Annotated in this window: 15 protein-coding genes; 10 read left to right on the top strand and 5 right to left on the bottom strand. The window is 33.2% G+C overall.

Translation table 11 applies throughout. From position 1 onward, the window contains the following. Positions 1–2: 2 nt before the first annotated feature. Together C6368_RS05520 and C6368_RS05525 are read right to left on the bottom strand one after the other, a co-directional pair. Positions 3–1,316 carry an aspartate aminotransferase family protein gene (locus C6368_RS05520; RefSeq protein ID WP_107038190.1) on the bottom strand — a complete coding sequence of 438 codons (1,314 nt, stop codon included), beginning with the start codon at positions 1,314–1,316 and terminating at the stop codon, positions 3–5. A 512-nt stretch (positions 1,317–1,828) separates the two neighbouring features. After that, on the bottom strand, positions 1,829–3,346 hold the full coding sequence (locus C6368_RS05525) for a DUF4153 domain-containing protein (RefSeq protein ID WP_107038191.1): 1,518 nt from the start codon (positions 3,344–3,346) through the stop codon (positions 1,829–1,831). A gap of 235 nt (positions 3,347–3,581) precedes the next feature. On the opposite strand from C6368_RS05525, the gene C6368_RS05530 reads away from it, so the two are divergent. From C6368_RS05530 to C6368_RS05555, 6 genes are all read left to right on the top strand, one after another. Further along, positions 3,582–4,130: an RNA polymerase sigma factor gene (locus C6368_RS05530; RefSeq protein ID WP_107038192.1), complete on the top strand. Its 549-nt coding sequence runs from the start codon at positions 3,582–3,584 to the stop codon at positions 4,128–4,130. Between the two features lies 1 nt (position 4,131). Then, positions 4,132–5,970 carry a hypothetical protein gene (locus tag C6368_RS05535; protein WP_107038193.1) on the top strand — a complete coding sequence of 613 codons (1,839 nt, stop codon included), beginning with the start codon at positions 4,132–4,134 and terminating at the stop codon, positions 5,968–5,970. Between the two features lie 205 nt (positions 5,971–6,175). Then, positions 6,176–8,527, top strand: a complete 2,352-nt coding sequence (locus C6368_RS05540) for a DGQHR domain-containing protein (RefSeq protein ID WP_107038194.1) — start codon at positions 6,176–6,178, stop codon at positions 8,525–8,527. A gap of 130 nt (positions 8,528–8,657) precedes the next feature. After that, the gene (locus C6368_RS05545) at positions 8,658–9,869 is read left to right on the top strand and encodes a DNA adenine methylase (RefSeq protein WP_199851594.1); all 1,212 of its coding nucleotides are present in this window, start codon (positions 8,658–8,660) and stop codon (positions 9,867–9,869) included. A 62-nt stretch (positions 9,870–9,931) separates the two neighbouring features. Then, positions 9,932–11,656, top strand: a complete 1,725-nt coding sequence (locus tag C6368_RS05550; RefSeq protein WP_159038461.1) for an AAA family ATPase — start codon at positions 9,932–9,934, stop codon at positions 11,654–11,656. Further along, positions 11,653–12,441, top strand: coding sequence for a retron system putative HNH endonuclease (locus tag C6368_RS05555; RefSeq protein ID WP_107038196.1), 789 nt, complete (start codon positions 11,653–11,655; stop codon positions 12,439–12,441). The genes C6368_RS05550 and C6368_RS05555 overlap by 4 nt, the downstream gene beginning before the upstream one ends. Positions 12,442–12,570: 129 nt before the next feature. On the opposite strand, the gene C6368_RS05560 is transcribed toward C6368_RS05555, so the two are convergent. The 3 genes from C6368_RS05560 to C6368_RS05570 all read right to left on the bottom strand — a co-directional run bounded on the left by C6368_RS05560 (position 12,571) and on the right by C6368_RS05570 (position 20,657). Further along, the gene (locus C6368_RS05560) at positions 12,571–15,411 is read right to left on the bottom strand and encodes a PKD domain-containing protein (protein ID WP_107038197.1); all 2,841 of its coding nucleotides are present in this window, start codon (positions 15,409–15,411) and stop codon (positions 12,571–12,573) included. A gap of 176 nt (positions 15,412–15,587) precedes the next feature. After that, a complete protein-coding gene (locus tag C6368_RS05565; protein WP_107038278.1) occupies positions 15,588–18,704 on the bottom strand; it encodes a DNA gyrase/topoisomerase IV subunit A in 3,117 nt (1,038 codons plus the stop codon). A gap of 69 nt (positions 18,705–18,773) precedes the next feature. Next, on the bottom strand, positions 18,774–20,657 hold the full coding sequence (locus C6368_RS05570; RefSeq protein ID WP_107038198.1) for a DNA topoisomerase IV subunit B: 1,884 nt from the start codon (positions 20,655–20,657) through the stop codon (positions 18,774–18,776). 176 nt (positions 20,658–20,833) lie between these two features. On the opposite strand from C6368_RS05570, the gene C6368_RS05575 reads away from it, so the two are divergent. The 4 genes from C6368_RS05575 to C6368_RS05590 all read left to right on the top strand — a co-directional run bounded on the left by C6368_RS05575 (position 20,834) and on the right by C6368_RS05590 (position 24,353). Then, the gene (locus C6368_RS05575; RefSeq protein ID WP_107038199.1) at positions 20,834–21,946 is read left to right on the top strand and encodes an outer membrane beta-barrel protein; all 1,113 of its coding nucleotides are present in this window, start codon (positions 20,834–20,836) and stop codon (positions 21,944–21,946) included. A gap of 63 nt (positions 21,947–22,009) precedes the next feature. Further along, positions 22,010–22,984: an NAD(P)H-dependent flavin oxidoreductase gene (locus C6368_RS05580; RefSeq protein WP_107038200.1), complete on the top strand. Its 975-nt coding sequence runs from the start codon at positions 22,010–22,012 to the stop codon at positions 22,982–22,984. Next, positions 22,971–23,444, top strand: coding sequence for a DUF4442 domain-containing protein (locus tag C6368_RS05585; protein WP_199851595.1), 474 nt, complete (start codon positions 22,971–22,973; stop codon positions 23,442–23,444). The genes C6368_RS05580 and C6368_RS05585 overlap by 14 nt, the downstream gene beginning before the upstream one ends. 93 nt (positions 23,445–23,537) lie before the next feature. Then, positions 23,538–24,353, top strand: a complete 816-nt coding sequence (locus tag C6368_RS05590) for an AAA family ATPase (RefSeq protein WP_107038201.1) — start codon at positions 23,538–23,540, stop codon at positions 24,351–24,353. Positions 24,354–24,355: the final 2 nt, after the last annotated feature.

Genomic DNA, 24,355 nt, shown 5'->3' on the forward strand with positions numbered 1-24,355 from the left:
ATTTACTTGCTTGTAGCTAATTTAATTTGGTTTTCAAAAATTGTTAATCCCTTATCCAATTGTTCTGGAGTGATTACCAATGGTGATAATATACGAATAATATTTTTATGAGTTCCCGCTGTAATCATAATTAATCCTTTCTCAGCGCATCCTGCGACAATTTTTGAGCAAATTTCAGCATCTGGTTGTTTTGGATCATTGTTCTTAACAAACTCAATTCCAATCATTGCACCAACTCCTCTTACATCTCCAATTGACTCACATTCAGATTTTAAAGAATTTAACCTATCCATAATGGTTTTTCCAACAACCTTCGCTTTACCGTTTAGATCGATTTCCTTCATGTATTTAATTGTGGCTAACGAGGCAACACAAGAAATTGGACTTCCAATATAAGTTCCTCCAATTGAGCCACCTGCCGCAGCATCCATGATTTCTGCTTTTCCTAAAACTGCGGCTATGGGTAAACCTGAACCCATAGATTTTGCATAAGTACTGATGTCTGGAGTGATTCCATAATGTTGCCAACTCGCCCAATGACCTGTTCTGCAGAATCCACTTTGTACTTCATCCATGATCAACATAATTCCATATTGGTCACAGAAATCACGCAATCCTTGGAGATATCTTTTGTTAATTGGATTAAATCCTCCTTCTCCTTGAATTGGCTCTAAAATTACTGCAGCTATGCTTTTAGCATCTACTAAATTAAGAACGCTTTCATGTAATCGGTGTAATTCATCATCAATGAAAGCTTCTTCGTCTCTTTGTCCTTTATATCGGTAAACGTTTGGAAAAGCAATACGGTAAACTTCTGGTGCGAAAGGACCACAATCCGGTTTATAGCTAATTTTACTCGTTAATGACATGGCCATCATTGTACGGCCGTGATATGCTCCTGTGAAGCAAATAACCGCCTGACGTTTAGTTGCTTGTCTTGCAATTTTTATAGCGTTCTCAACTGCTTCAGCACCAGTGGTTACCAACATTGCTTTAGTATGTTCACCATGTGGTAGAATCTCAACCAATTCCTCACACAGCTCGATGTAAGGTTCATAGGTTACCACGTTGAAACTCGTATGTAAATATTTACCTGCTTGCTCTCTGATAGCCTCAACTACAGGTTCAGGACAATGTCCAGCGTTAACAACTCCAATTCCTCCAGCGAAATCGATTAGTTCATTCCCGTCGATATCAGTAATAATTGCACCTTTTGCATGTGCTACGGTTGCAGTGTTAAATACTCCAACTCCGTTCGCAACAATTTTCATTCTTCTTTCTAATAAAGCAAGAGAATTTACTTTTTCATTTCCCATATTAAATAATATAACTTTAAGTATTTTTTTGTTTAACAAGCCATCTTATTGTCTGTGAATAAGATCTTATTGTAGTGTTCATTATTATTAAGGAAAAGTTTGATTTGAATTTCAATATGAAGTGAGATCAAATAAAAAATAACTCTAAAACCTGAGTTTGGCTCAAAAGTGTTCGAATTAGATTAATTAATATAACCCTAGGTTTAATTGAAGTTTCATCATGAAGTTTTGAAAACTTCACATCGTAATTGCTTAATAATAATACGAGTAAAAGTAATAAAATATCATTACGATTGAATATTTATTCATTAGATTTTTCAAACTTGTTTTAAAGGTTCTTTAAAGCTTTGATTTTGAATGCAATTAAGGTATAAAGGGAGGAAGTAGTGCATTTAAAAATGGCTGACAATTAGCGCTTTAAATGTCTCTGACTTTTCCAAATGATAGAAAAAAGACAATGATTACAATCTTAAATAATCTTACTTGATCTATCCATGAAAATTGAAATGGAGTTAGTCCCATTCTTTAACTATTATTTTATAGGCTTTATACTCTGGATAATTCCAAGAAAGGGTAGATTTATTCTCCCATTTTTTAATAAAGTTTTCTTTACGGTTATCAATAATACTAGAATATCTTTCTGGTGTCATATATTCTTGCTCAAAACGAAATTTCTGGTTTTGAACTTTATTGATTTTCTCAAGCTCTAAAATAGATTTATCTAAGTAGGGAAGGGCCTTATCGGAAAGTGTGACCATATAATTGAGGTGCAAAAATGAAGTATCTGCATTTCTGAAATTGTATTTGGCTATGACTGAATCCCAATTAAATAAGGAACTTAACACCAAAACCAATAGAAACGAATTGAAGTTCGATTTGAATAAATAAAAAGCCGATTTTCTATTCTTTACTTTTACATAAACAGTATACAAACCGTAAATAGTGAGGATTAAAAATATGATTACACCAATTCTTTTGTAGGCTAAGGAGAAATAACTGATATACCAGAAGTTTCTCATTCCCACTGAAAATGTCAAAATAGCATTTTGAATTAACCAAATGTAGCTCAGGTATTTAAGCAATCTATTATTTTTGAGAAAGTTTATATTACGACGGAAATAATACAAGACTAAAATGATAGAAATGAGTATTGATAATATTAATAAGTAAGTTCCTTCATGTACAAATTGTCTCAGAAACTGACCTTCCCATTCAAAACCAAACCAAACCCATTTAATGTCAATTATGTTTAAAATAAGGAGCATTAAATTCAGCGTTATCAATAAGAAAACTCCTGATTTATATTCATTGGTTAAGGCGTTAAATTTAAAAAATCTGAGGTTTATCTTTCTCTTTCGAACCAATTCCTCATTGGAATTCTTGTCCATAATTTTCAAATTTTCATTTGAAGTTCTAATTAAGATAAATGTGCTAATTAGTACATAACCAATAAATGAGCTAATTAAGTAAAAGTCTAAGTTTTCAAAAATGAAGTCTAATTTCTTTCCTAAAAATCTACTGATTTCATCTATCAAAGTATCAAAAACAGGATTTGAATTGCGATAGATTATGATGAAGAAAATTATGATAAGAACTGGAACAATAAAAATTCCAATTTTCTTAATGTAACTCTTCAAACTACGGCCTTTTAATTTTGAACTGGTGAGTTTATTGTACAATTCTCCATGCGATGTAAAGAGGTTTGTAAATGCTTGTCCAAATGAAAAATAAAGCGATTTAGTTTGTGGATAAATTAGTAATCCGATGAATATAAATAGAACAATAAAATGTAGAATATAGGAAAACAATGAATGTGTAAATAAGGTAGAGAGCAATGTAATTATTAATCCTATACCTACTGCAATTGAGTAATAACCCTTGAATTTAAACTGTTTTGTATAAATTAACCATGAAAGAATAATAGTTTCCGCAATGATTAAATTTAAGCCTAAATCTTGCTTGTGAAAAAGTATAGTACAGAGTATTGAAAATAGTAGTACCGATAAAATGTCTCTTTTGTTGCCCTTCATAAACCCTAGAATTTATAGAAAAACGTGATTTTTTTTTGATTATTACATTGTTGGGGTTTATTGGGAAATTATCATGATACGTAGTTGAATAATGAAACTGAATGATCTAAAAGTAAAAGGACCGACCGGCAAACTCTCGCTAAAGTCACGTACTTTTTAAAATTATTATTTCCTAATGTAACTTTTCACCAAGTTAGGATACTTACTACTAAAGCCTTAAATTCGAAGTGACTTTATGAACGATTATCAGAAGAAATTTTTAGCCCTTTATGAACCTGTGCACGAATCCTTTGCAAGATTTTGTCATGCAAAAGCTTATGGACTCATGGAGGCAGAGGATTTGATTTCTGAAACGGTGCTAGTTGCACTGGAAAAGTTCGATAAAATCAAGAATGATGAAGCTTTTTTGAGTTTTCTATTTTCGGTGGCAACAAATATTTTAAGAAGTAAAAACCGAAGATTGAAATTTAGGGCAGAGTATAACGAAAGTGAAGCTTTTGCACTGAAAAACGAAGGAATTGATGCAGAAACAAGACTAGACGTGGTCATTTTGTATAAGGCATTGAATGAACTTCCAGAAACTCAAAAAGAATCACTGATACTTTTCGAAATAAGTGGGTTTTCATTGAAAGAGATCGCTGAAATGCAAAACGCAAATTTATCTGCGGTAAAGCAAAGATTAAAAAGGGGTAGAGTAGCATTGGCGGATATATTAAATTCTGAAAAACTCTTAAATGAACCTGCGTATAAAAGGTCAAAACTATTATTAACCATTTTTTTATAAGATGAAAAATAGGGAATCGAAAAGCATAGAAGAATATTTCAGTAAGGCCAAAAATCTGCCTTTGGCAATGAGTTTTGCTGATGTACAATCTTTAGTTAGTGCTAAAGGAGTTACCAGCCCGCCTAAAAAGAGTTGGTGGAATCTTAAAAACATCATTATCATGACAATTTCAACACTTTTTACCACAGCTATTTTGGTTTATAGCATATCTTTTAACAACACAGAAAACGGAAAGTACACACCTGAAAATAATTCATTTGAGAATATTTCAAAAATAAATGCTAAGGAAGAAAGAAAGCAATTTATTAATTATCAATCTATTGAAAATCAAAAAAGTAATTTAGTATTGGATGAAATTACTTCAACTAGTCCAGGTCAACATTCGACTGAGAAATCACAAGAAATTGACTTTTCGATGATTAAGAATTCGGAAAATCAGTCTTTTGGCTCAGTTGGATTTTCAAAGTATTACGGAAGTTATGAATCGAAAAATTTGGTTCCTATTCATAATAAGAGGGTTTATGAGCCAATAACCAACTCAACAGTAGAAAACAATGAGATCAATGGAGAAACGAAGTCAATCACGAAATCGGTTGATGCTGCCAATCTTAAAACTTTTACGCTCGACAATAAATTTGGTAATATCAAAATTGAATCTTGGGATAAGCCAACAATTGAAGTTACTGCGCATTTCACTTTAGAAACGAAGGATTATGAAGATACTGAAAAAGGATTGGATAATTTTAAAATGGATCTAATTACAGAAGGAAGTGACGTGAGTGTAACAAACAATTGGTCCGATTATAAAAATTGCTCCGACAATGCTAATATTTCATTTGGCAATAAAGGATTGTTTAATTTTTCAAGCCATAATAGTTTCACTACAGATCAAGGTGAAAAAATTAAGTATAAGAAATTCAAAATAGAGTATAAGGTCAAAATCCCAAAGTACTTTAATGTAAACCTCTCAAACAGCTATTCGGATATTGAATTGCAAACCATTGAAGGAGTAGGAAATATTGACATATTCCAAGGTAAATTACATGCAAATGACATGAAGGAATTAAACCTTAAAGTTAAATACGGAACCGCAGAATTGAATAACATTACAAATGGAAAGGTAGAAAGTTTTCAAAGTACATTTAGACTTGGAGATGCTGAGAAATTAACTCTAAATGCAAAATATTCTGAAGTCAAAATAGGTGGAGTAGAGGATTTGAATTTAGAAGGATTCCAATCGAATTTAGTAGCCAATGGAGAAATTAAAAACCTAAAAGGTAATTGGAAATACGGTAAAATTGAACTGCAAAAAGATGCTTCAAATGTAAAGATTGCAACATTTCAAAGTCCATTTACTACTCAAAATATAGATCATTTGACAATTGAAATGAAATATGGAAAATTGAATGCTAAATCCATAAATCATTTAAAATTAAATGAAAGTTTTCAATCCAAAATAAGAATCATCAATGTTGGAAAAATTGAAGGAACGCTAAAATATTCGCCAATTGAAATTGATTTATTAAAAACTGAAATGAACCTCAATATCTATAATGGAAATTTAAAAGTGGAGAATATTGGAGCGAATTTTACAGCAATAGACCTACAATCAAAATATGCTGATATAAGATTAAGATTCGAATCAAACGCAAAGTATAAATTGCAAGCGGAAACGAAATACTCCAATTTGATTGTGCCAGATGGGTTTAGAAATGTGCGAGAATTGAGTAATACAAAAACAAGTGTTCAAAATTTCTCGGGGACATTTAATGAAGCTGGTGCTGGAGAAGTTTCTAGGGTGAATTTGGAGTGTTATAATGGGAAGGTTGTGGTTGAGTAGGGGTGGGTAGGCTTCAGCTAAAGTGGTTTTGAAGTGGTTTGTAAAATAATCTTTTATGACCTTCTGAGATTGTAGTTATGATTTAATGTAAATGTTAGTTGGTATATGATTATTCACATTTAATTTTCAGAGTAATTCATTATTATTAAAATCAAATTTATGTTTAATTTAACAAAATTATAATGGGATCATAAAATTAAAATAAATGGAGGAGGAATGTAGGCTTGATTTATTAGGGAGTTTGTCTAGTGGGAAGGAATTAGAAAAAATATTAAAATTAAAAAAAAGAGATTATATTCTAGAAGATATTCCGATTGATGCAGAATTACTTGAGGAATATAAGAATAAAGGTTGGGTAATTCAGCGACAGCTGAAACATCATTATAGAATGAAAGCACCTAAACCACATGACATTTTATTTGAGGATAAGGTTTGGAGTGTTTTTGCTCAACTAGGTTTTACCCATCTTAACTCAGATCGAAGATTTGTCTTACCTTATGAGAAGAATAATCCAAATTTAACTAAACAGATAGATGTTTTTGCCAAGGATGATGAATCCATTTTATATGTTGAATGTAAATCATCACTTGAATATGGAAGGGGGAATTTTAAAAAAGAATTAGAGTCTTTTAAAGGTATTAAAGGAGGGTTGGAAACAACCATAAAAAAAATGTTTCCGAATAGTAAGCCTAGAATAAAATTCATTCTTGCAACTGAGAATAAAACACTTGGCGAAAATGATTTGGAGAGATTGGCTAATTTGGGGGGATTGCATTTAGATGAAGAGTCAATAGAATATTATTTAAATATGTTTAATCAAATTGGTATTGCCGCAAGATATCAATTGTTAGGTGCCTTATTTTCAGGGAATACAATTCCTGATCTTGACAATCAAATACCTGCAATTAAAGGTAAAATGGGAAGTCATACGTATTATTCCTTCTCAATTGAACCGGATAAACTATTAAAAATTGGATATGTTTTACATCGAAGTAAGGCAAATAGAAAAATGATGCCTACATACCAAAGGATTATAAAAAAAAATAGACTTAAACAGATAAACGAGTTCATAACTAAAGAATCGGGATTTTTTCCGAATTCCATAATTATTAGTCTTGATGCTAAAGATTCACGTTTGAGATTTGATTCTGCCAATACTCAAGTTCCTACAGCAATTTCTAAGGTTGGTGTCTTACATTTGCCTAAAAAGTATAGATCTGCATATATTATTGATGGGCAACATAGGTTATATGGATACGCAGGTTCAAAGTATGCTAAAACTAATACAATTCCTGTTGTGGCTTTTGTTAATTTAAAAAGGGAAGAGCAGGTTGATTTATTTATGCAAATAAATGAAAATCAAAAAGCCGTTCCTAAGACATTAAGAGAAACTCTTAATGCAGATTTATTATGGACTTCTACTAATTTAAAAGAACAATTTAAAGCACTTTGTTCAAGGGTTTCAATTTTTCTCGGTGAAGAAAAAGATTCACCTTTTTATAATTACATTTCATTAGGAGAGGACAATAGAGTATTAACACCTGGAAACATTTCATCAGCGCTACTAAAAAGTGAATTTTTAGGTTCAGTTTCTAAAGGTGAAATTGAGAGTTTGGGAATTTTTTACAAGGGTAATTTAGAAGAAGCCTTTAATAAAACCTATGAATATTTAAGACTTTCATTTGAGTATCTTAAAAATTGTCTTAATGAAGACTGGATACAACAAAAAGATAGCTTTCTATTTGTAAATAAAGGTGTTCATGCAGTTATATTACTATTCAGTGATATACTTATCCACCTAGAAAGTTTTAATGTAATTAATAGTAGTTCTGATAAGCCGCATACTCTATTTAATGAGACACAAAAATATTTAGACCCACTAATTACATTTGTTAGAGAAATGGATGAAGATACCTTTTATAAATTTAAAGACATGAAGGGGTCTACCGCTCCTTCAAGATATTGGAGGAAATTTCAAATTTGTATAAGGGCTGTTCATCCAAATTTTGATCCAGAAGGATTGTCAGAATACATAAAAAAGCAAGAAAGAGAATTGAATTTCAATACATTTAAAATGATCCAAAATGTGGAAGAGTTTATGCGTAAAGATTTTAAATCGAAGCTACATAACAAACTAGGAGAGGAGTGGGCTTGGAAAAAAGGGGTACCAATTAAAATTCAAGATGACGCTGAGGACCGAATGAGGAGAAAAAATCGAACTAGAACTAAAGAAGAGGAAACTGAAGTTTGGGACAATCTAAATTTAATTCATTACAGGGAAATTGCTAAACAGAATTGGCAGTATGTCAACGATGATAAGAAAAGAGTTAAGTTTTTTGAATTCGATTATACAATGCCAAATGAAGAGAATTTAAACAAAGAGGATAAAACCAAGTGGTGGGTAAGGTTAAACGAATTAAGAAATATTGTTTCACATGTTTCAAGCGATCAGATTTCCGATGAAGATTTTGAATATGTTCAAAACATACATGAATGGTTAATTGATAAAAAAGTACAAAACAAATGGCAAAGAGAAGCCCAGAAACAAGCTGAATAAATACAATAGCAATGCTTTTATCGAATTTGCTTAATTTCAAATGGTGGATAATTTTCTTTTTAGCCTACATTTTGACTATTTTAGCATTGTTTAGAATGTTATATAATTCACGTCCTCAAATTATAAATTAATGAGTCCAATATTTACAGTAGATAAAGTCTTAAACTACAAACTGAAAGTTCCTCATATTATTAAATATATGGGTTCTAAGAGTTCGCTTTTAAAATATTTGGTTGATTCATTTAACGAAATATATGAAGGTGAAGATATTTGCGATTTATTTTCTGGAAGTAGTGTCTTAAGCGGTTCACTTGGAAATGAAGTAACAATGCATGTAAATGATATACAAAGTTATTCAGCAGTACTAGCTAAAACTTATCTTGGAAATTATTGTTGGGCGGATTATCCTAATATTATAGAAGAGGTTATCCAAATAGCACAAAAGCATTTAGAGAAAGTTCATGTTCTCTACCCTAAATTAAAGTTTGAATATCATCATAATATGCCGCTTAAGGAATTTAATGATCTTGAACAACAGCAACAGGAGTTAATATATTCTGATTTTATAGATATTGAACATCATTTATTTATAAAAAAATATTCAGGGACATATTGGTCTTTTGAGCAGTGCCTTTGGATAGATGCCATTAGAATAGCAGCAGAAGAATATTCAAAAACTCCTGTTTATAATACTATTTTATCAAGCCTTATGTTTGCAATGGCATATAATGCACAAAGTACAGGTCATTATGCACAATATAGAAAGGCTAACAATCCAAACTCCATGAATGATATAATCATTTATCGAAAAAAAGAAATAATACCATATTTCGAGAAGAAATTTAAAGAATTAATTGAATTTACAGGTCAAAACCAATTTGAACACACTTTTAATTCTTTAGATTATAGAGAATGCTTAGAGTTTATACCTGAAGGAACATTGGTCTATGCAGATCCACCTTATAATTTTGTTCATTATTCAAGATTTTATCATGCATTGGAAACTTTAATTAGATACGATTATCCAGATGTTTTATTTAAGGGAAGATATCGTACAGATCGACATCAGTCACCGTTTTGTAAAAGCAGTGAGGTCGTTGGAGCCTTTGAAGAATTATTCCAAGGAATTAAAAATAAAAAAGCTAAACTTGTATTAAGCTACAGTAATTCGGGTATGATTAGTTTAGAAGAAATCCTTGAGCTAGCAAAAACTACCCTAGGAAACAATTATGAAGTATATTCTAAAGGTATTGATTACAAACATAGTACAATGGGAAGGGTGGATGATAAATCGAGAGAGGTTAAAGAGTATTTAGTAATGGCAAAACCAATTAATAAATGAGTAGAGAGTTTGATTTATCGAAGTTGAAGACGTCTTGGACTAAATTTGATATTGTTCAAGTAATGGAGATTATTTATAATAAGGAGACTCTCTTTAAGTTTAAAAATAAGGAGGCTGCTATTGATGAACCTATTCTAAGATCTTTTTTGGGTATTAATAAACTTAGTGATCCATTACCTGAATATTGGCTAGAGATACAAAACCATCAAAGTGAAAAAGATTTGTTTTCTATGTTTTGTCTTATATTCACTCATGGAGAAGTAATAAGAAATTTCGCTAATAAATATTCCAAAGGTAATATGAAAGGAGTATTTACGATTGATGATGGGGGCAAGCAATATACAAATTTACGTAGTGCATTAATCGAGTCAGGTGCTTCAGCACCGTATTTGCGAAGAGCACACAAAGTTCCTTACGATTTTACTCCAATATTTCAGAATTTAGAAGTTGGTAAGCTTTTTAAACAAGTTTTAATTGAGAGAATAACTAGGATAACTAAAGAAGAACAGCTCGAGGATTCAGAGTTCTATAAAATTTGCTTTGAAAATGATTTTAACAAAGCAATTAGTCTAACAAGAGAACAATTTAAGTCTTGGCTGGAGGGAGTTAAGTTAATCGAGAGTAAATTCATTAATAAAGTTTGGATTAAAAACTTTTACTCTATTTCTGAAATTGATTTAGAACATATTAATAGTTCCAAAGAAGTTTATTTTCTTGGAGAAAATGGAGACGGTAAATCGCTGATATTAATGGCTATCTATCTTACCTTTAACAGACATTTCATTACTCAAAAGACTGACAAGGAACAAACTGGAAAAATTATTGATATCCTCACAGATAATAAAAATCTCGAACTTAAAGGGTTAGATAGTGGTAATATAGAATATGGACATGTAAACGTGGGTTATTTAAATAACTTTTTAGCTTACGGAACACATCGAGGCAGATACTCCACAGATACTTCAGAAGAATACGGATTCATGTCATTATTCGATAATAACGAGACGCTCTTAAATCCAATGTCATGGCTAAAAGATCAGAAACTGCTGGAATTAGAAAAAAATATCGAAGCTAAAAATGTGATATACCAGGATAAATCGCTACCGAGTTATTTTTCAGTAAAATCATTAGAAATTATGTTTTACGATCTTTTAGAAAAAAATGTCAGTATTTCAATCGAAGGGTCAGGAATTATATTCGAGGAGAAAGGATCAAAATTGAATTTTGATCAATTATCGGAAGGATATAAAAGTATAATTATTTTTGTATCTGATGTTATATTTCGTCTTCAAAAAAATCAACCAAAAATTAAAGTTATTGAAGATTTGTCAGGCATAGTGTTAGTTGATGAAATAGATTTACATCTACATCCAAAATGGCAGAAAGTTATTATCAGTAAATTGAGAAAATTACTTCCCAACGTGCAGTTTATGTTTTCAACGCATAGCCCTTCTATTATTCAAGGAGCTTCTGATGAGGCAATAATATATCGAGTTTATCGTAACAAATCTGATGGTAAAACCAGAGTTTCTGAACCTTATTTTAGAAGTGAACTTAACCATTTGATGATTAACACTCTATTAACATCACCTCTTTTTGGTCTTGACAACTCTAGGTTAGATGACGATAATGATTTATCTAACACAAGTGAAAATTACTTGATTTATAGAATCCATGAGAAATTAAAATATTTGATCAATGAGAAGAATGAAGAAGGGGAGGAGTTTATATCGAAGGACGATATAGATAATTTAATTCAAAGAATTATTGATGAAGAAGGAGTATGATCAGAATAATTAAAAATTTAGCGAACCCGCCTTCCTCACTTATAATACCGCATAGTAAAAAACAAAACCCAAGGAAAAGAAATACTACACATAAGAAGAGGTTAGAGATAATTGATAACAAAAAATACGTTGATAACAAAAATTACAACTCAAGATACAAACTTAATGACGTAAGGGAAGCATTGTTGAAAATATATAATCACAAATGCGCATACTGCGAGCAAAGAATCGAACAATACCATGTGGATCACTTTAGACCTAAGTCAATATATTACTGGTTAGCATTTTCATGGGATAATTTGTTAATTTCCTGTCCAAAATGCAACGAAAATAAGGGTAAAAAATTTGATATTGATGGAAAAAGAATTGTATTTGATAGCAATGAAAATAATTTAACCTTCTTAAATAAGTCCTCTGTTAAGTATGATTTAATTGAAAAACCAAAAATGATCAACCCAGAGAGAGTGGACATATCTAATAAGATTTGCTTTCAAGTATCGGGTAAGATTTTTTCAAGTAATAAAAATTTTGGGTATACAATAGAATCCTGTGGTATTGATCGGAAAGATCTCAATGATCAGAGAAGAAAAATAATTGATGATTTTGAGAGAGACATAACTTCAATCAAAAAGGAATTCAAAAAGAATGAAGATAAATGTAAAGAGTATGAAACTATAATTCGTAAATTTATTAGAGATTCCAAATGTAATAGCAATGAATTCTTAGCATTTAGAAACTTTGCAATAAAAAATGATTGGCTTAGAGATATTATTTTGAAAAAATAGTTGTATACCAAGCTAATCTCAGCTTATCATTTTTATATTTGTCTTATAATTAATATTATGTTAAATAGAATTTTACAAGAACAATCAGAACAGTCGGTTTTCTGCTCTGATTGTTATTAATATCAATGTTTATCTTAAAAGGTTAACTATTCCTTTTATAACCTCATTACTTGTGTTGCTTGAATTATTGTATTGTATAACCCATACATAAGTTCCTTCTTCAACTAAGTTGTTTCCATAAGTTCCGTCCCAACCAATTTCGTTATTGTGAGATTCAAATAGTAGTTCTCCCCAACGGTTATAGATTAACAAAGTATAATTTTGCGGATCAAATCCAGATGTAAAGATTGGTTTGAAGTTGGAATTGTATCCATCATTGTTTGGTGTGAATGAATTTGGCACATAATACACGATATCATCTTTGATGTCTAATTTTAAGCTCGCTGTATCAACGCAGCCTGAATTGTTGCTCGCTGTTAATATTATGGTGATTGATTCCTCCTCAGCAACTGTATAAGTATGAATTGCATCAAATGAATTGTCTAATGCTGAACCATCACCAAAATTCCATGTATAACTTGTAGAATTAGATGATTCATTGTAAAAGTTCACCTGAGTTTCTCCTTTTGCTAATTCCTTTTGATCTGATGAAAATTGTGCTACAGGAAATGGAGAAATCTTGATGTAATCTAATTTTGTATGGATTCCAATACATCCTTTATCATCAGTAATTGTTAGTGAAACGTCATATTGACCTTCTATATCATAAAAATCAGCTACATCCGAGCAATTTGTACTGGTATTTCCATTTCCGAAATCCCATAAACAATTGTTCGAAATTTGAGTTGAAGTATTAGTGAAATTAACCATTCTTGGTCCGCAACTATCTATAAAATCAGATGTAAAGCTTGGTTCTTGAATTGAATTCACAGTTATTTGAATTTGCTGAGAATAAGCACATCCTGCTGCTGTTACTGAGTTGTATTCGTAAGTTCCTGGATTCATTGTTGCTGGATCAAAAACTCCAAGGTTTCCTCCTGTCAATGTTGATGGTCCAGACCAAATTCCATTATTGGTTGGGTTACCTCCTAATTCGTTGTAAAGATTTATTGCTGATTCATTATTGCAGATTTCTAAAACCGTGTTGTTTCCTGAATTTCCAGATAAATTAATATTTACTGCTACACTCGCACTATTTTGACAATTTCCATTTCCAACGGTATAAGTGTAAAGACCTGAAGTCATTGTTCCAGGATCAAATGTTCCTAAGTCACCACCGGTTAAAAGTGATGGTCCAGACCAAGTTCCATTATTATCCGGGTTCCCTCCTAGTTTATTGTATAGATTTAAAGGTTGATTGTTGTCGCATACTTGCAGCGTACTATTTACTCCAGCATTCCCTTGTGGATTTACATTAACTGTAACTGAAGAACTCGAAAAACAAGTTGCAGTTCCTACGGTATAAGTGTAAACTCCGGCATTCATGGTATTGAGATCAAAAATCCCAAGATTTCCTCCGGTTAAAATTGAAGGTCCAGCCCAACTTCCTGTAGCGTCAGGCGTTCCACCTAATTCATTAAAAAGATTCACTACTCCGGAATTATCACACAAATCAATAGTATTCGCTATGCCTGAATTACCTGATGAATTTATTGTCACTGAAACTGTTGAGTTGGATTGACAGACTCCATTAGTTACAGAATAGGTGTAAACTCCGGTATTCAAGGTCGTTGGGTCGAAAGTTCCAAGGTTCCCTCCTGTTAATGTTGATGGACCAGACCAAATTCCAAAATTATCTGGTGTACCCCCCAGCTGATCAAAAAGGTTAATTGTAGCTGCATTATCACATAAACTTATCGTCCCATTGTTCCCAGAATTCCCAGTAGGATTAATATTCACTGTAACAGTTGCTGTCGATTGGCAAGTTCCCGTTCCTGTTGTATAGGTGTAAACTCCCGCATTCATCATTGTTGGATCGAAAGTTCCTAAACTTCCACTTGTTAAAGCTGAAGGTCCTGACCAAGTCCCATTGTTATCGGGTGTTCCAATTAATCCATCAAAAAGATTAATCGAATTACCATTATCACAAAGAGCAATTGTATTGTCAATTCCAGCGTTTCCTGCTGGGATAAGGTTTACCGTCACGGTTGAACTTTCTTGACAAGTTCCAGAACCTACAGTATAAGTATAAACTCCTGCATTCATTGTTGCTGGGTCAAAAGTACCTAAATTTCCTCCTGTTAGTGTTGAAGAACCCGACCAAGAGCCATTATTTTCAGGCGTTCCACCCAATTCATCAAATAAATTAATTGCTGTTGTCGAAGAAGAACAGATGTCAATATTTCCATTAGTACCGGCATTTGTAGAACCACAATTTACAGTAACATTATCAATTCTCCAGTATTCACTTCCAGCCCAGGTTTGAACTAAAATTCTAATTTGTAAATTACTTCCAGTGGTTGTAATGCAACCTGTGGAATAGTTGGTAAGTGGAGTATCACCTGATGCTACCACATTCGATCCAGCGCAAGGTCCACCGCAAAAATATGAGTTTGCCGGATCGGTCCAACCTGCTCCGTCAATATTGTATTGAAAACGAACAAAGTCAACCGAATTACACCCAGTATTACAATCTTCCATTGATCCTACGCTTTCAATGTCGAAACTGATTTCAATACTTCCACAATTTGAAATATCTATGGGAGAATCAGTTTGCCAATCTGCTTCTCCATTGGTATCATTTCCTTCAAAAACCCCATTATTGATTTCCCAATAATCTCCAGAAACACAAGCTGGACAAGAGGAAGACCAATTTACTCCATTTGCAGAGCCTGAAGTTGTTCCATTTGAACCATTAAAATTTTCTTCGAAAATTACTTGCGCATTTAGGCTGATAATTGAAGTTAAGATAAGGATAAAAGACAAGAAAAATTTCATAAAATATCTGTGATAATAAAGCTGTGCATTCATAATTTTTTCACTTTCAATTTTGCAAAGAAATAGCTTTTATTTCATATTAGCATTATCTCAGTGTTAAGAATTCAGTGAAACCTCGAATTCAACCTCTTTAAGTTGTGTGTATAAAAACCAAAAGAGACCGTTCTTTCAAACAGTCTCAATCTAGTATTAATGATATTCTTGGTTAATTATTTATCCTCCTTTTTTTTGTCATCTGACGATTCTGAAGAACTAAATAAATCCCAAGTAACCTGTTGAGCAGGTTTGTCCTTAATTGGTCTTCTCGACAAACTTCTTTTCCTCGGTGCGGGACTTGGAATTTCTTCGGTCTTTGGTTTTAATACATTTTTTGGCTTAGCTTGAACGTTTTCCTCATCTCCTTTTTTCGATTCAGTTTTTTCGCTCTTTTCTTCGGTTTTTGAATCAATTTTTTTGGCATCATTTTTATCACTTGATTCATTCTCAACTTTCTGATTGTCCGTTGAAACCGACTTCGTAGACTTTACCTTTTTGAACGAAGTTTTCTTTACCTCTGGCTTTTCTTTTACATTTCCACCAGCAGATTTTGGAGCGTCATCCTTTGGAGAATCATCGTCGCCAGGGCCATTATTTTCTCCAGCATCATCATCCGAATCTTCGTCAATATCATTTTTATCTCTTGAATTAATTTCATCAGAACCTTCGTTGTCGTCATCTAATTCTTCATCCTCTGAATCATCTGTGGTATCTTCTTCTTCATCAGGCCAAGGTGTTTTACCTTTTATAGGATGAGTTAATTCAATTTCTTTGACTTTCAGTTTTTCAAGCTGATTTCCAATGGATTTCATTCCTTTCACATCGATAAATTCATCTAAACGCACTATTTTGTCGGGCAAATGTTTCGTTGCTTTTAATAGTTTGTTGTAAACGATTTTTACTTCTGGCTCGTACGCTGTAGAAACAGCATCCAAATGAGAACCCTCAGATTCAGAAATAAATGAAACTCTTCGGTCTGTGGTAATTTCACACACAAATCTCTTCGCATAATGAATATCTTTCTCTGCATCATAGTATACCGCAGAAATCGCATGATCAGGATTCCATTTTTCAATATGAATCATGTCATCGCCAAAGTGAATTGTTAAATCAAAACTAGACAATCGGTATTCTCCGTTCTTATATAAGGTCAAAATCTTGTCATCCCCTCTAAATTGACCCAAGAAAGTACCCCTTTGATCGTCGTTTAGTCGACCAACAATGCCATCGTACCAAATTTTACGAGCAGCCAAAGTTGAACCTCCAACTTCTTTCTGTGTAACTTTCGAAATAGGTTCTTTGGTTACTATATTTCCTTTAGCAGAACGACTTTTAATGATTTGTTCTCCTAAATCTATATCCAGTTTGAGTTTCTTTAAATGTGTTCTTGACTTCAATAAAATACTCACCACTTCTCTTTCTCCATTCGGATGAGCAGAGAAATAATGCAATTTAGAACCTTTTTTACCAGTTGTTAAATCATACTCTTTATCTCTGGTAATGGAATTGACCAAGAAACGCTTCATGTAAGAATACCCCGTTTTTCCGTCCTTATATATGACATGATAAATGGTGCGCTTATCCCCTCTTTTCCAAACGGCAGCATGCACAATTCCTTTCCCAACAAATTTCTTGTCGGCAACTTTGGTAATCATCATTTTACCAGTATCGAAAAAGACAATAACATCGTCAATTTCTGAACAATCTTGAACATATTCAGCTTTTCTCAACTTATATCCAATAAATCCTTCTTTGTAATCCACATACAACTTCTCGTTTGCGATAATTACTTTCGAAGCATTGATATTGTCGAATACTCTAATTTCTGTTCTTCTTTCTTTTCCTTCACCAAAACGTTTTTTCAAATCTTTAAAGTAATCCACAGAGAAATCAATAATATTCTCAATGTTGTTGATTACAATCGCTAATTCTGCTTCAATCTTTGCGATAATTTCATCTGCCTTGAATTTATCAAACTTCGAAATACGCTTGATTTTAATTTCAGTTAATCGGATGATGTCATCTCGAGTGACTTCACGTTTTAAATGTTGAATATATGGTTTTAAACCTTCATCAATTGCAGTAAGAACACCTTCCCAGGTTTCCTCGTCTTCAATTAAACTATAGACTTTATTTTCAATGAAAATTCTTTCCAACGAACTGAAGTGCCATTGCTCTTCCAATTCTTCTTTACGAATTTCCAATTCGCGTTTCAACAAGCGAACTGTATTGTCTGTATTGTGCTTTAAAATCTCGCTCATCCCCATAAAACGAGGAGTATCACCATCAATTACAGTTGAATTTGGTGAAATGGAAACCTCACAATCTGTGAACGCATAAAGCGCATCAATCAATTTATCAGGAGAAACATTACTCGCCAAGTGAATCATAATTTCAGCTTCGGCCGCAGTATTATCATCAATCTTCTTGATCTTGATTTTCCCTTTGTCGTTTGCACGTAAAATAGAATCAATCAACGACGAAGTATTGGTTCCAAAAGGAATTTCTGTAATCGTTAAAGTTTTGTTGTCAATTTTATTGATTTTGGCACGAACACGAACTTTTCCACCACGTAAACCATCATTGTAATTGGTGAAATCTGCCATTCCTCCTGTTAGGAAATCTGGAAAAATTTCAACTTTTTTACCTCGTAAATGGTTAATGGAATTGTCAATTAATTCAATAAAGTTGTGCGGTAGAATCTTACAAGCCAAACCAACAGCAATACCCTCTGCTCCTTGTGCAAGCAATAACGGAAATTTCATCGGAAGATCTTCTGGCTCCTTATTTCTACCATCATAACTTGTAAGCCATTTGGTCGTTTTGGCATTAAAAGCAACGTGTAAAGCGAATTTAGATAATCGGGCTTCAATATAACGTGGAGCAGCTGCACCGTCTCCAGTGAGCGTGTTACCCCAGTTTCCTTGCATGTCAATCAGCAATTCTTTCTGACCCATTTGCACCAAAGCATCACCAATCGAAGCGTCTCCGTGCGGGTGAAACTTCATCGTGTTTCCAATGATATTTGCTACTTTGTTGTAACGACCATCCTCCAACTCCTTCATTGAATGAAGAATACGGCGTTGAACAGGTTTTAAACCATCATTTAATCCAGGAACCGCACGTTCAAGAATAACATAAGAAGCGTAATCTAAAAACCAGTTTTCATATAAACCATCAAGCGAAATGATATTCTCATCCACCTTTTTGATTCCATTTACATCACTTCCGTCATCGCTAGATTCTTCATAATTTTCATCAATGTTGTCATCATTAGAATCTTCATTCATATCATCATTTTCATTCTCTGGAACATTGTTGTTCTCTTCTTCGTCATGGTTATTATCTTCCGCCATAATTTATGATGCTTTTTCTATTTTTTCTTTGTCGCTTGCTACTTCTTCCGCAATGTCTGATTCAACCCTCAAGTTATCAATAATGAACTCTTGTCGGCTTGGTGTATTTTTTCCCATGTAGAAACAAAGTACTTCCTCAATAGAAGCACCTTTGCTCAACATTACAGGCTCTAAACGAATATCCTCTCCGATAAAATACTTGAACTCGTCTGGAGAAATCTCCCCAAGTCCTTTAAATCGCGTAATTTCTGCTGTTTTTCCTAAATCCACTAATGCCTCTCGTCTTTCCTCTTCAGAATAACAGTATCTTGTCTTTTTCTTTGTTCTCACCCTAAATAACGGAGTTTGAAGTACATAAACATGATTTCTTTTCACCAAATCAGGGAAAAAACGCAAGAAGAATGTCAACAATAACATACGAATATGCATACCATCGACATCGGCATCTGTTGCGATTACAATCTTGTTGTATCTCAAATTGTCCATGTCGTCCTCTATATCTAAGGCCGCTTGAACAAGGTTAAATTCTTCGTTTTCGTAAACAACCTTTTTGGTTAAACCATAAGTATTTAAAGGCTTTCCACGTAAACTAAAAACCGCTTGGGTATTCACATCTCTAGATTTCGTAATAGAACCAGATGCAGAATCTCCCTCGGTTATAAATAATGTAGTTTCTTCACGACGGTCATTTTTCATATCCGTTAAATGAACACGACAATCTCTTAACTTCTTATTGTGTAAATTGGATTTCTTAGCTCTATCACGCGCTAATTTTCTAATTCCAGAAAGTTCCTTTCGTTCTTTTTCAGATTGCTTGATTTTCTTTTCTAGAATTTCCGCCGTTTCTGTATTCTTATGTAAATAATTGTCTAGTTTGGTTTTTAAGAAGTCATTAATGAAAGCACGCATTGACTTTCCACCTGGTTCAATTTCTTGAGAACCTAATTTCGTCTTTGTTTGTGATTCAAAAATAGGTTCAACAACCTTTACTGCAATAGCTGCTACAATTGACTGTCGAATATCAGAAGATTCATAATTCTTTGCATAGAAATCCTTGATTACACGTGCTACAGATTCTCTGAAAGCACTGTGATGCGTACCTCCTTGAGTGGTGTGTTGTCCATTTACGAACGAATAATAATCTTCTCCGTAAGTTCTACCATGCGTAAAAGCAACTTCAATATCTTCTCCTTCTAAATGAATGATTGGATACAATGGATCACCATCTTGATTGTTCTCTAATAAATCCTGAAGTCCGTTTTTCGATTCAAATTTCTCTCCATTGAAATAAATAGCGAGTCCCCTATTCAAATAACAGTAATTCCAAATCATTTTCTCGATGTAAGGAACCTTGAATGCGAATTTTTTAAATATTTGTTCATCTGGATAAAACTCAACAAATGTTCCGTTGCGTTCTTCCGTTTTTTCAATTTTAGGATCTTCTTTTAATACTCCACGCTCAAAAGTTGCACTTTTCTTCTCGCTTTCTCGAACAGAATAAACCATGAAATGACTACTTAAAGCATTAACAGCCTTCGTACCAACTCCATTCAGTCCTACAGATTTCTTAAAAGCTTTAGAATCATATTTTCCACCGGTATTTATTTTCGAAACCACATCAACTACCTTTCCGAGAGGAATCCCACGACCATAATCGCGAATCGTAACTTTTCCATTTTTGGTTTTAATGTCAATGCGTTTTCCATTCCCCATTACGAATTCATCGATACAGTTATCGATAACCTCTTTCATCAAAATGTAAATTCCATCATCAGCAGAAGCTCCGTCTCCCAGTTTTCCAATATACATCCCTGGACGCAAGCGTATATGCTCCTTCCAGTCTAATGAACGTATATTATCTTCTGTGTAATTATTCTCTTGAGCCATATTTGTAAAGCGAATTTTTGAGTATGTAAGCAAATATAATATCTATTTCTTAGTATTTTAGCACCTAAGTCATAAGGTTATACACGATACATAGTTAATAGTAACATCTAAGCTTTTCGATTTTTAAAAGTGATGAATATAAGGATTATTTTTTGATTTATTAAAACTGCATATTTATGATTTTTAGACATTCAATTATTGCTTTAACTACAATTACTTTAATTGTTGTTGGTCAAACATTTGCACAAAATAGCAATGGTATAAATATTACTCCTAAACTTGCATTGAATGCGTACTTAGAAACTTATTATGCTTATGATTTTGGACAACCAGAAAACAATCGACGTCCAAGCACATTATACAATTTCACAGATCATAATAGTATAGATATCAATACTGGTATAATCGGACTCAATTATCGTGGTAATAAATTTAGAACCAGTATTTCATTCGTTGGAGGAACTTATGCCAATGAAAATATGGCCACCGAACCTAAATTTTTCAAAAATATCTATGAAGCCAATTTCGGAATTAAACTATCAAAAAAGCATGATTTATGGTTTGATTTCGGAATAATGGAATCTAATGCCGGATTCGAAAGCGCACGAAGTAGCGAATGCTACACGCTCTCTCGAAGTCTGTTGGCTGAAAGTTCTCCTTATTATTTAAATGCAGCCAAACTTGGTTATAAAACAAAGAATAAAAAGTGGGAAATGGAATTGATTTTCTCAAATGGTTGGCAACAAATGGTGAATGGCTTCCCCTCTATTGGACATACACTAATTTACAAACCCAATGATTATTGGAAAATCAACAGTAGCTCATTTCTTGGAAGAGTTAAACTTGAAGGTGCGGTTCCCATCCTAACACGTGAAGAATTCAGGATATTCCATAATTTTTATGCTAAATACGAGAAGGAAAAATATGGTTTCATACTAGGTATTGATTATGGAGTAGACCAACTAGTAGAAAACCGAGAAGATCTAGGGAGCTGGGTTGGTGCAGCTGCTGTTTTTAGATATAAGTTTAATAAAAAATGGGCAAGCGCAGTTAGGACAGAATACTTTTTGGACCCTAGCAATAGTGTAACAGGAATTAATAATATCAGTGGTTTTGAGAATTTTGGAGCTTCTTTAAATGTAGATTACCAATGCATAAATTCAATATTAATTAGAGCCGAGGGAAGAATGTTCACCGGAAAAGAAGAGTATTATTCCATAAATGATTTACCATCTAGAAGTAATTTCTACTTGGGAATAGCGGTTTCATTTAGGATTTGGAAAAACTAAACTACGATTCAAAATATCTATCTTTTTTCTATGCATACATAAAAACATTTCTTAGTTTAGCGTATGGAAAACAATGAAATAAAATCAGCATTGAGTGAAATGCTAAACATCCGCTACCCTATCATAATTGCACCAATGTTTTTGGTTTCTAATACCAAAATGATCATTGCTGGTGTGAAAGCAGGAGCTACAGCTGCTGTTCCTGCGATGAATTATAGAACCACTGATGAACTTAGGGCTGCTATTCAAGAAATTAAAAAAGAAGCTGGCGGACCTTTTGGCATAAATTTGATTGTTAACAAGAGTAACTTCACTTATAAAGAACAGTTGGCAGTGATATGTGAAGAGAAAGTTGATTTCATTATCACTAGTCTCGGTTCTCCAGAGGAAACAATCAATCAAGCACATAAGCATGGAATTAAAGTATTTTGCGATATTACCACGTTGAAATATGCAAGAAAGGTTGAATCCTTGGGTGCTGATGCTTTGATTGCAGTGAATAAAGAAGCTGGTGGACATGCTGGTAACATTTCAATTAAAGATTTGGTTCCAGAATTGAAAAAGCATTGTAAGATTCCTGTAATTTCGGCTGGTGGTGTTGGAAATGGCTACGATATGAAAAACGTTATGGACTTAGGTGCTGATGGTTGTTCCATAGGTTCAATTTTCATTGCAACAGAAGAATCTGATGTGAGTCAAGAATACAAACAAGCCTGTGTAGATTATGGAAAGAACGATATTGTTTTAACTTCAAAACTTTCTGGAACACCTTGTACTGTGATCAAAACACCTTATGTTGAAAAAATCGGTACTGATCAAAATTGGCTAGAACGTCTTTTAAACAAAAACAAAAAGTTAAAAAAATGGTTTAAAGCCTTTACTTTTATTCGCGGTATGAAATCATTGCAAAAAGCTGCTTTCAGTGCAACATACAAAACACTTTGGTGTGCTGGACCAACAATTGAGAATGTTAATTCAATTCGTCCAATTGCAACAATTATTGACCAATTTGTATCGGAATACCATGAAAAAAAGTAAGATTTCCTTAAAAAAAATGCGTCGTTTATTGTGGTTGTTGGGAATGTTCAAAATTCCAATGATCGCTTATATTCGACCAAAGTTGATGCTTTTGGATGAGCATAAGGCACAAGTTAGAATAAAACTTAAAAGAAGAACAAAGAACCATTTGAAATCCATGTATATCGGGAGTTTAGCTGCTGGAGCGGATATGGCGGCTGGACTTCATGCACTATATTTTGCCGAAGAGTCAGGAGTTAAAATATCATTTGCTTTTAAAGGTTTAAAGGCTGAGTTTTTGAAACGTGCTACCACTGATGTCTATTTTAATTCTGATGAAGGTCAATTGGTCAAAAAAGCTTTTGAAGAAGCCATGTCAACTAAAGAACGCGTCAATAAATGGATTAAAGTTGAGGCTAAAAATACCAATAATGAGATTGTTGCGGTATTTGACATGGAGATTTCGGTGAAGGTGCAGTAGGGACGGTTTGCAAACCGTCCGTACAGCAAACCGTCCCAACGACAAACAATCCCCAAACATTTCCTATTTTTGCACTAAAATTCAAATAATACAATGAATAAATTTCAAGGAACAGAAAATTACATTGCATCACATGATTTATCAGTAGCTGTAAATGCTGCAATCACATTGGAAAAGCCCTTATTGATTAAAGGAGAACCTGGAACTGGGAAAACTTTGTTGGCGCATGAGATTGCAAAAGCATTGGATAAGCCGCTTTATACTTGGCACATTAAATCGACAACCACCGCTCAACAAGGCTTGTATGAGTATGATGCTGTTTCTCGTTTACGTGATTCTCAATTGGGAAATGATAAAGTGGATAATATCGCAAACTACATCAATAAAGGTAAATTATGGCAAGCTTTTGAAGCGGATGAACGTGTTATTCTTTTAATTGATGAAATTGACAAAGCAGATATTGAATTTCCTAATGACCTTCTACTGGAATTAGATAAAATGCAGTTTTTCTGTTACGAAACAGGTGAGGAAATCATCGCAAAACATCGCCCAATCATTATTATCACATCAAATAATGAAAAAGAATTACCTGATGCTTTCCTTCGTAGATGCTTCTTCCACTACATTTCGTTTCCAGATCGTGTAACGCTAAAGGAAATTGTGGCTGTACACTACCCCAACCTTGAAGACGAATTGGTTGAAAGCGCTATGAAGTTGTTTTACGCCATTAGAAATCAGAGAAATATCAAGAAAAAACCTTCTACGAGTGAATTAATCGATTGGATTAAGCTTTTACTTGTTGGGAAAATTAACGCGCAGGAATTAGACGATGTCATGGAAGGAAAAAATCCAACTCCATATTTAGGTGCATTATTAAAGAATGAGCACGACAAAGCGTTGATTCGTTAAAA

Origin of the sequence: Brumimicrobium mesophilum (assembly GCF_003025005.1) — a bacterium.
In the GTDB taxonomy this organism is placed as follows: Bacteria; Bacteroidota; Bacteroidia; order Flavobacteriales_D; family Crocinitomicaceae; genus Brumimicrobium; species Brumimicrobium mesophilum.

What these genes read in the sequence shown, in the direction of transcription:
- C6368_RS05565 (WP_107038278.1), bottom strand. Translation starts at nt 18,704, where the DNA reads ATGAATGAAGATTCTAATGATGACAACATTGATGAAAATTATGAAGAA.
- C6368_RS05590 (WP_107038201.1), top strand. Translation starts at nt 23,538, where the DNA reads ATGAATAAATTTCAAGGAACAGAAAATTACATTGCATCACATGATTTA.
- C6368_RS05540 (WP_107038194.1), top strand. Translation starts at nt 6,176, where the DNA reads ATGGAGGAGGAATGTAGGCTTGATTTATTAGGGAGTTTGTCTAGTGGG.
- C6368_RS05545 (WP_199851594.1), top strand. Translation starts at nt 8,658, where the DNA reads ATGAGTCCAATATTTACAGTAGATAAAGTCTTAAACTACAAACTGAAA.
- C6368_RS05570 (WP_107038198.1), bottom strand. Translation starts at nt 20,657, where the DNA reads ATGGCTCAAGAGAATAATTACACAGAAGATAATATACGTTCATTAGAC.
- C6368_RS05535 (WP_107038193.1), top strand. Translation starts at nt 4,132, where the DNA reads ATGAAAAATAGGGAATCGAAAAGCATAGAAGAATATTTCAGTAAGGCC.
- C6368_RS05525 (WP_107038191.1), bottom strand. Translation starts at nt 3,346, where the DNA reads ATGAAGGGCAACAAAAGAGACATTTTATCGGTACTACTATTTTCAATA.
- C6368_RS05555 (WP_107038196.1), top strand. Translation starts at nt 11,653, where the DNA reads ATGATCAGAATAATTAAAAATTTAGCGAACCCGCCTTCCTCACTTATA.
- C6368_RS05575 (WP_107038199.1), top strand. Translation starts at nt 20,834, where the DNA reads ATGATTTTTAGACATTCAATTATTGCTTTAACTACAATTACTTTAATT.
- C6368_RS05560 (WP_107038197.1), bottom strand. Translation starts at nt 15,411, where the DNA reads ATGAATGCACAGCTTTATTATCACAGATATTTTATGAAATTTTTCTTG.
- C6368_RS05520 (WP_107038190.1), bottom strand. Translation starts at nt 1,316, where the DNA reads ATGGGAAATGAAAAAGTAAATTCTCTTGCTTTATTAGAAAGAAGAATG.
- C6368_RS05585 (WP_199851595.1), top strand. Translation starts at nt 22,971, where the DNA reads ATGAAAAAAAGTAAGATTTCCTTAAAAAAAATGCGTCGTTTATTGTGG.
- C6368_RS05580 (WP_107038200.1), top strand. Translation starts at nt 22,010, where the DNA reads ATGGAAAACAATGAAATAAAATCAGCATTGAGTGAAATGCTAAACATC.
- C6368_RS05550 (WP_159038461.1), top strand. Translation starts at nt 9,932, where the DNA reads ATGGAGATTATTTATAATAAGGAGACTCTCTTTAAGTTTAAAAATAAG.
- C6368_RS05530 (WP_107038192.1), top strand. Translation starts at nt 3,582, where the DNA reads ATGAACGATTATCAGAAGAAATTTTTAGCCCTTTATGAACCTGTGCAC.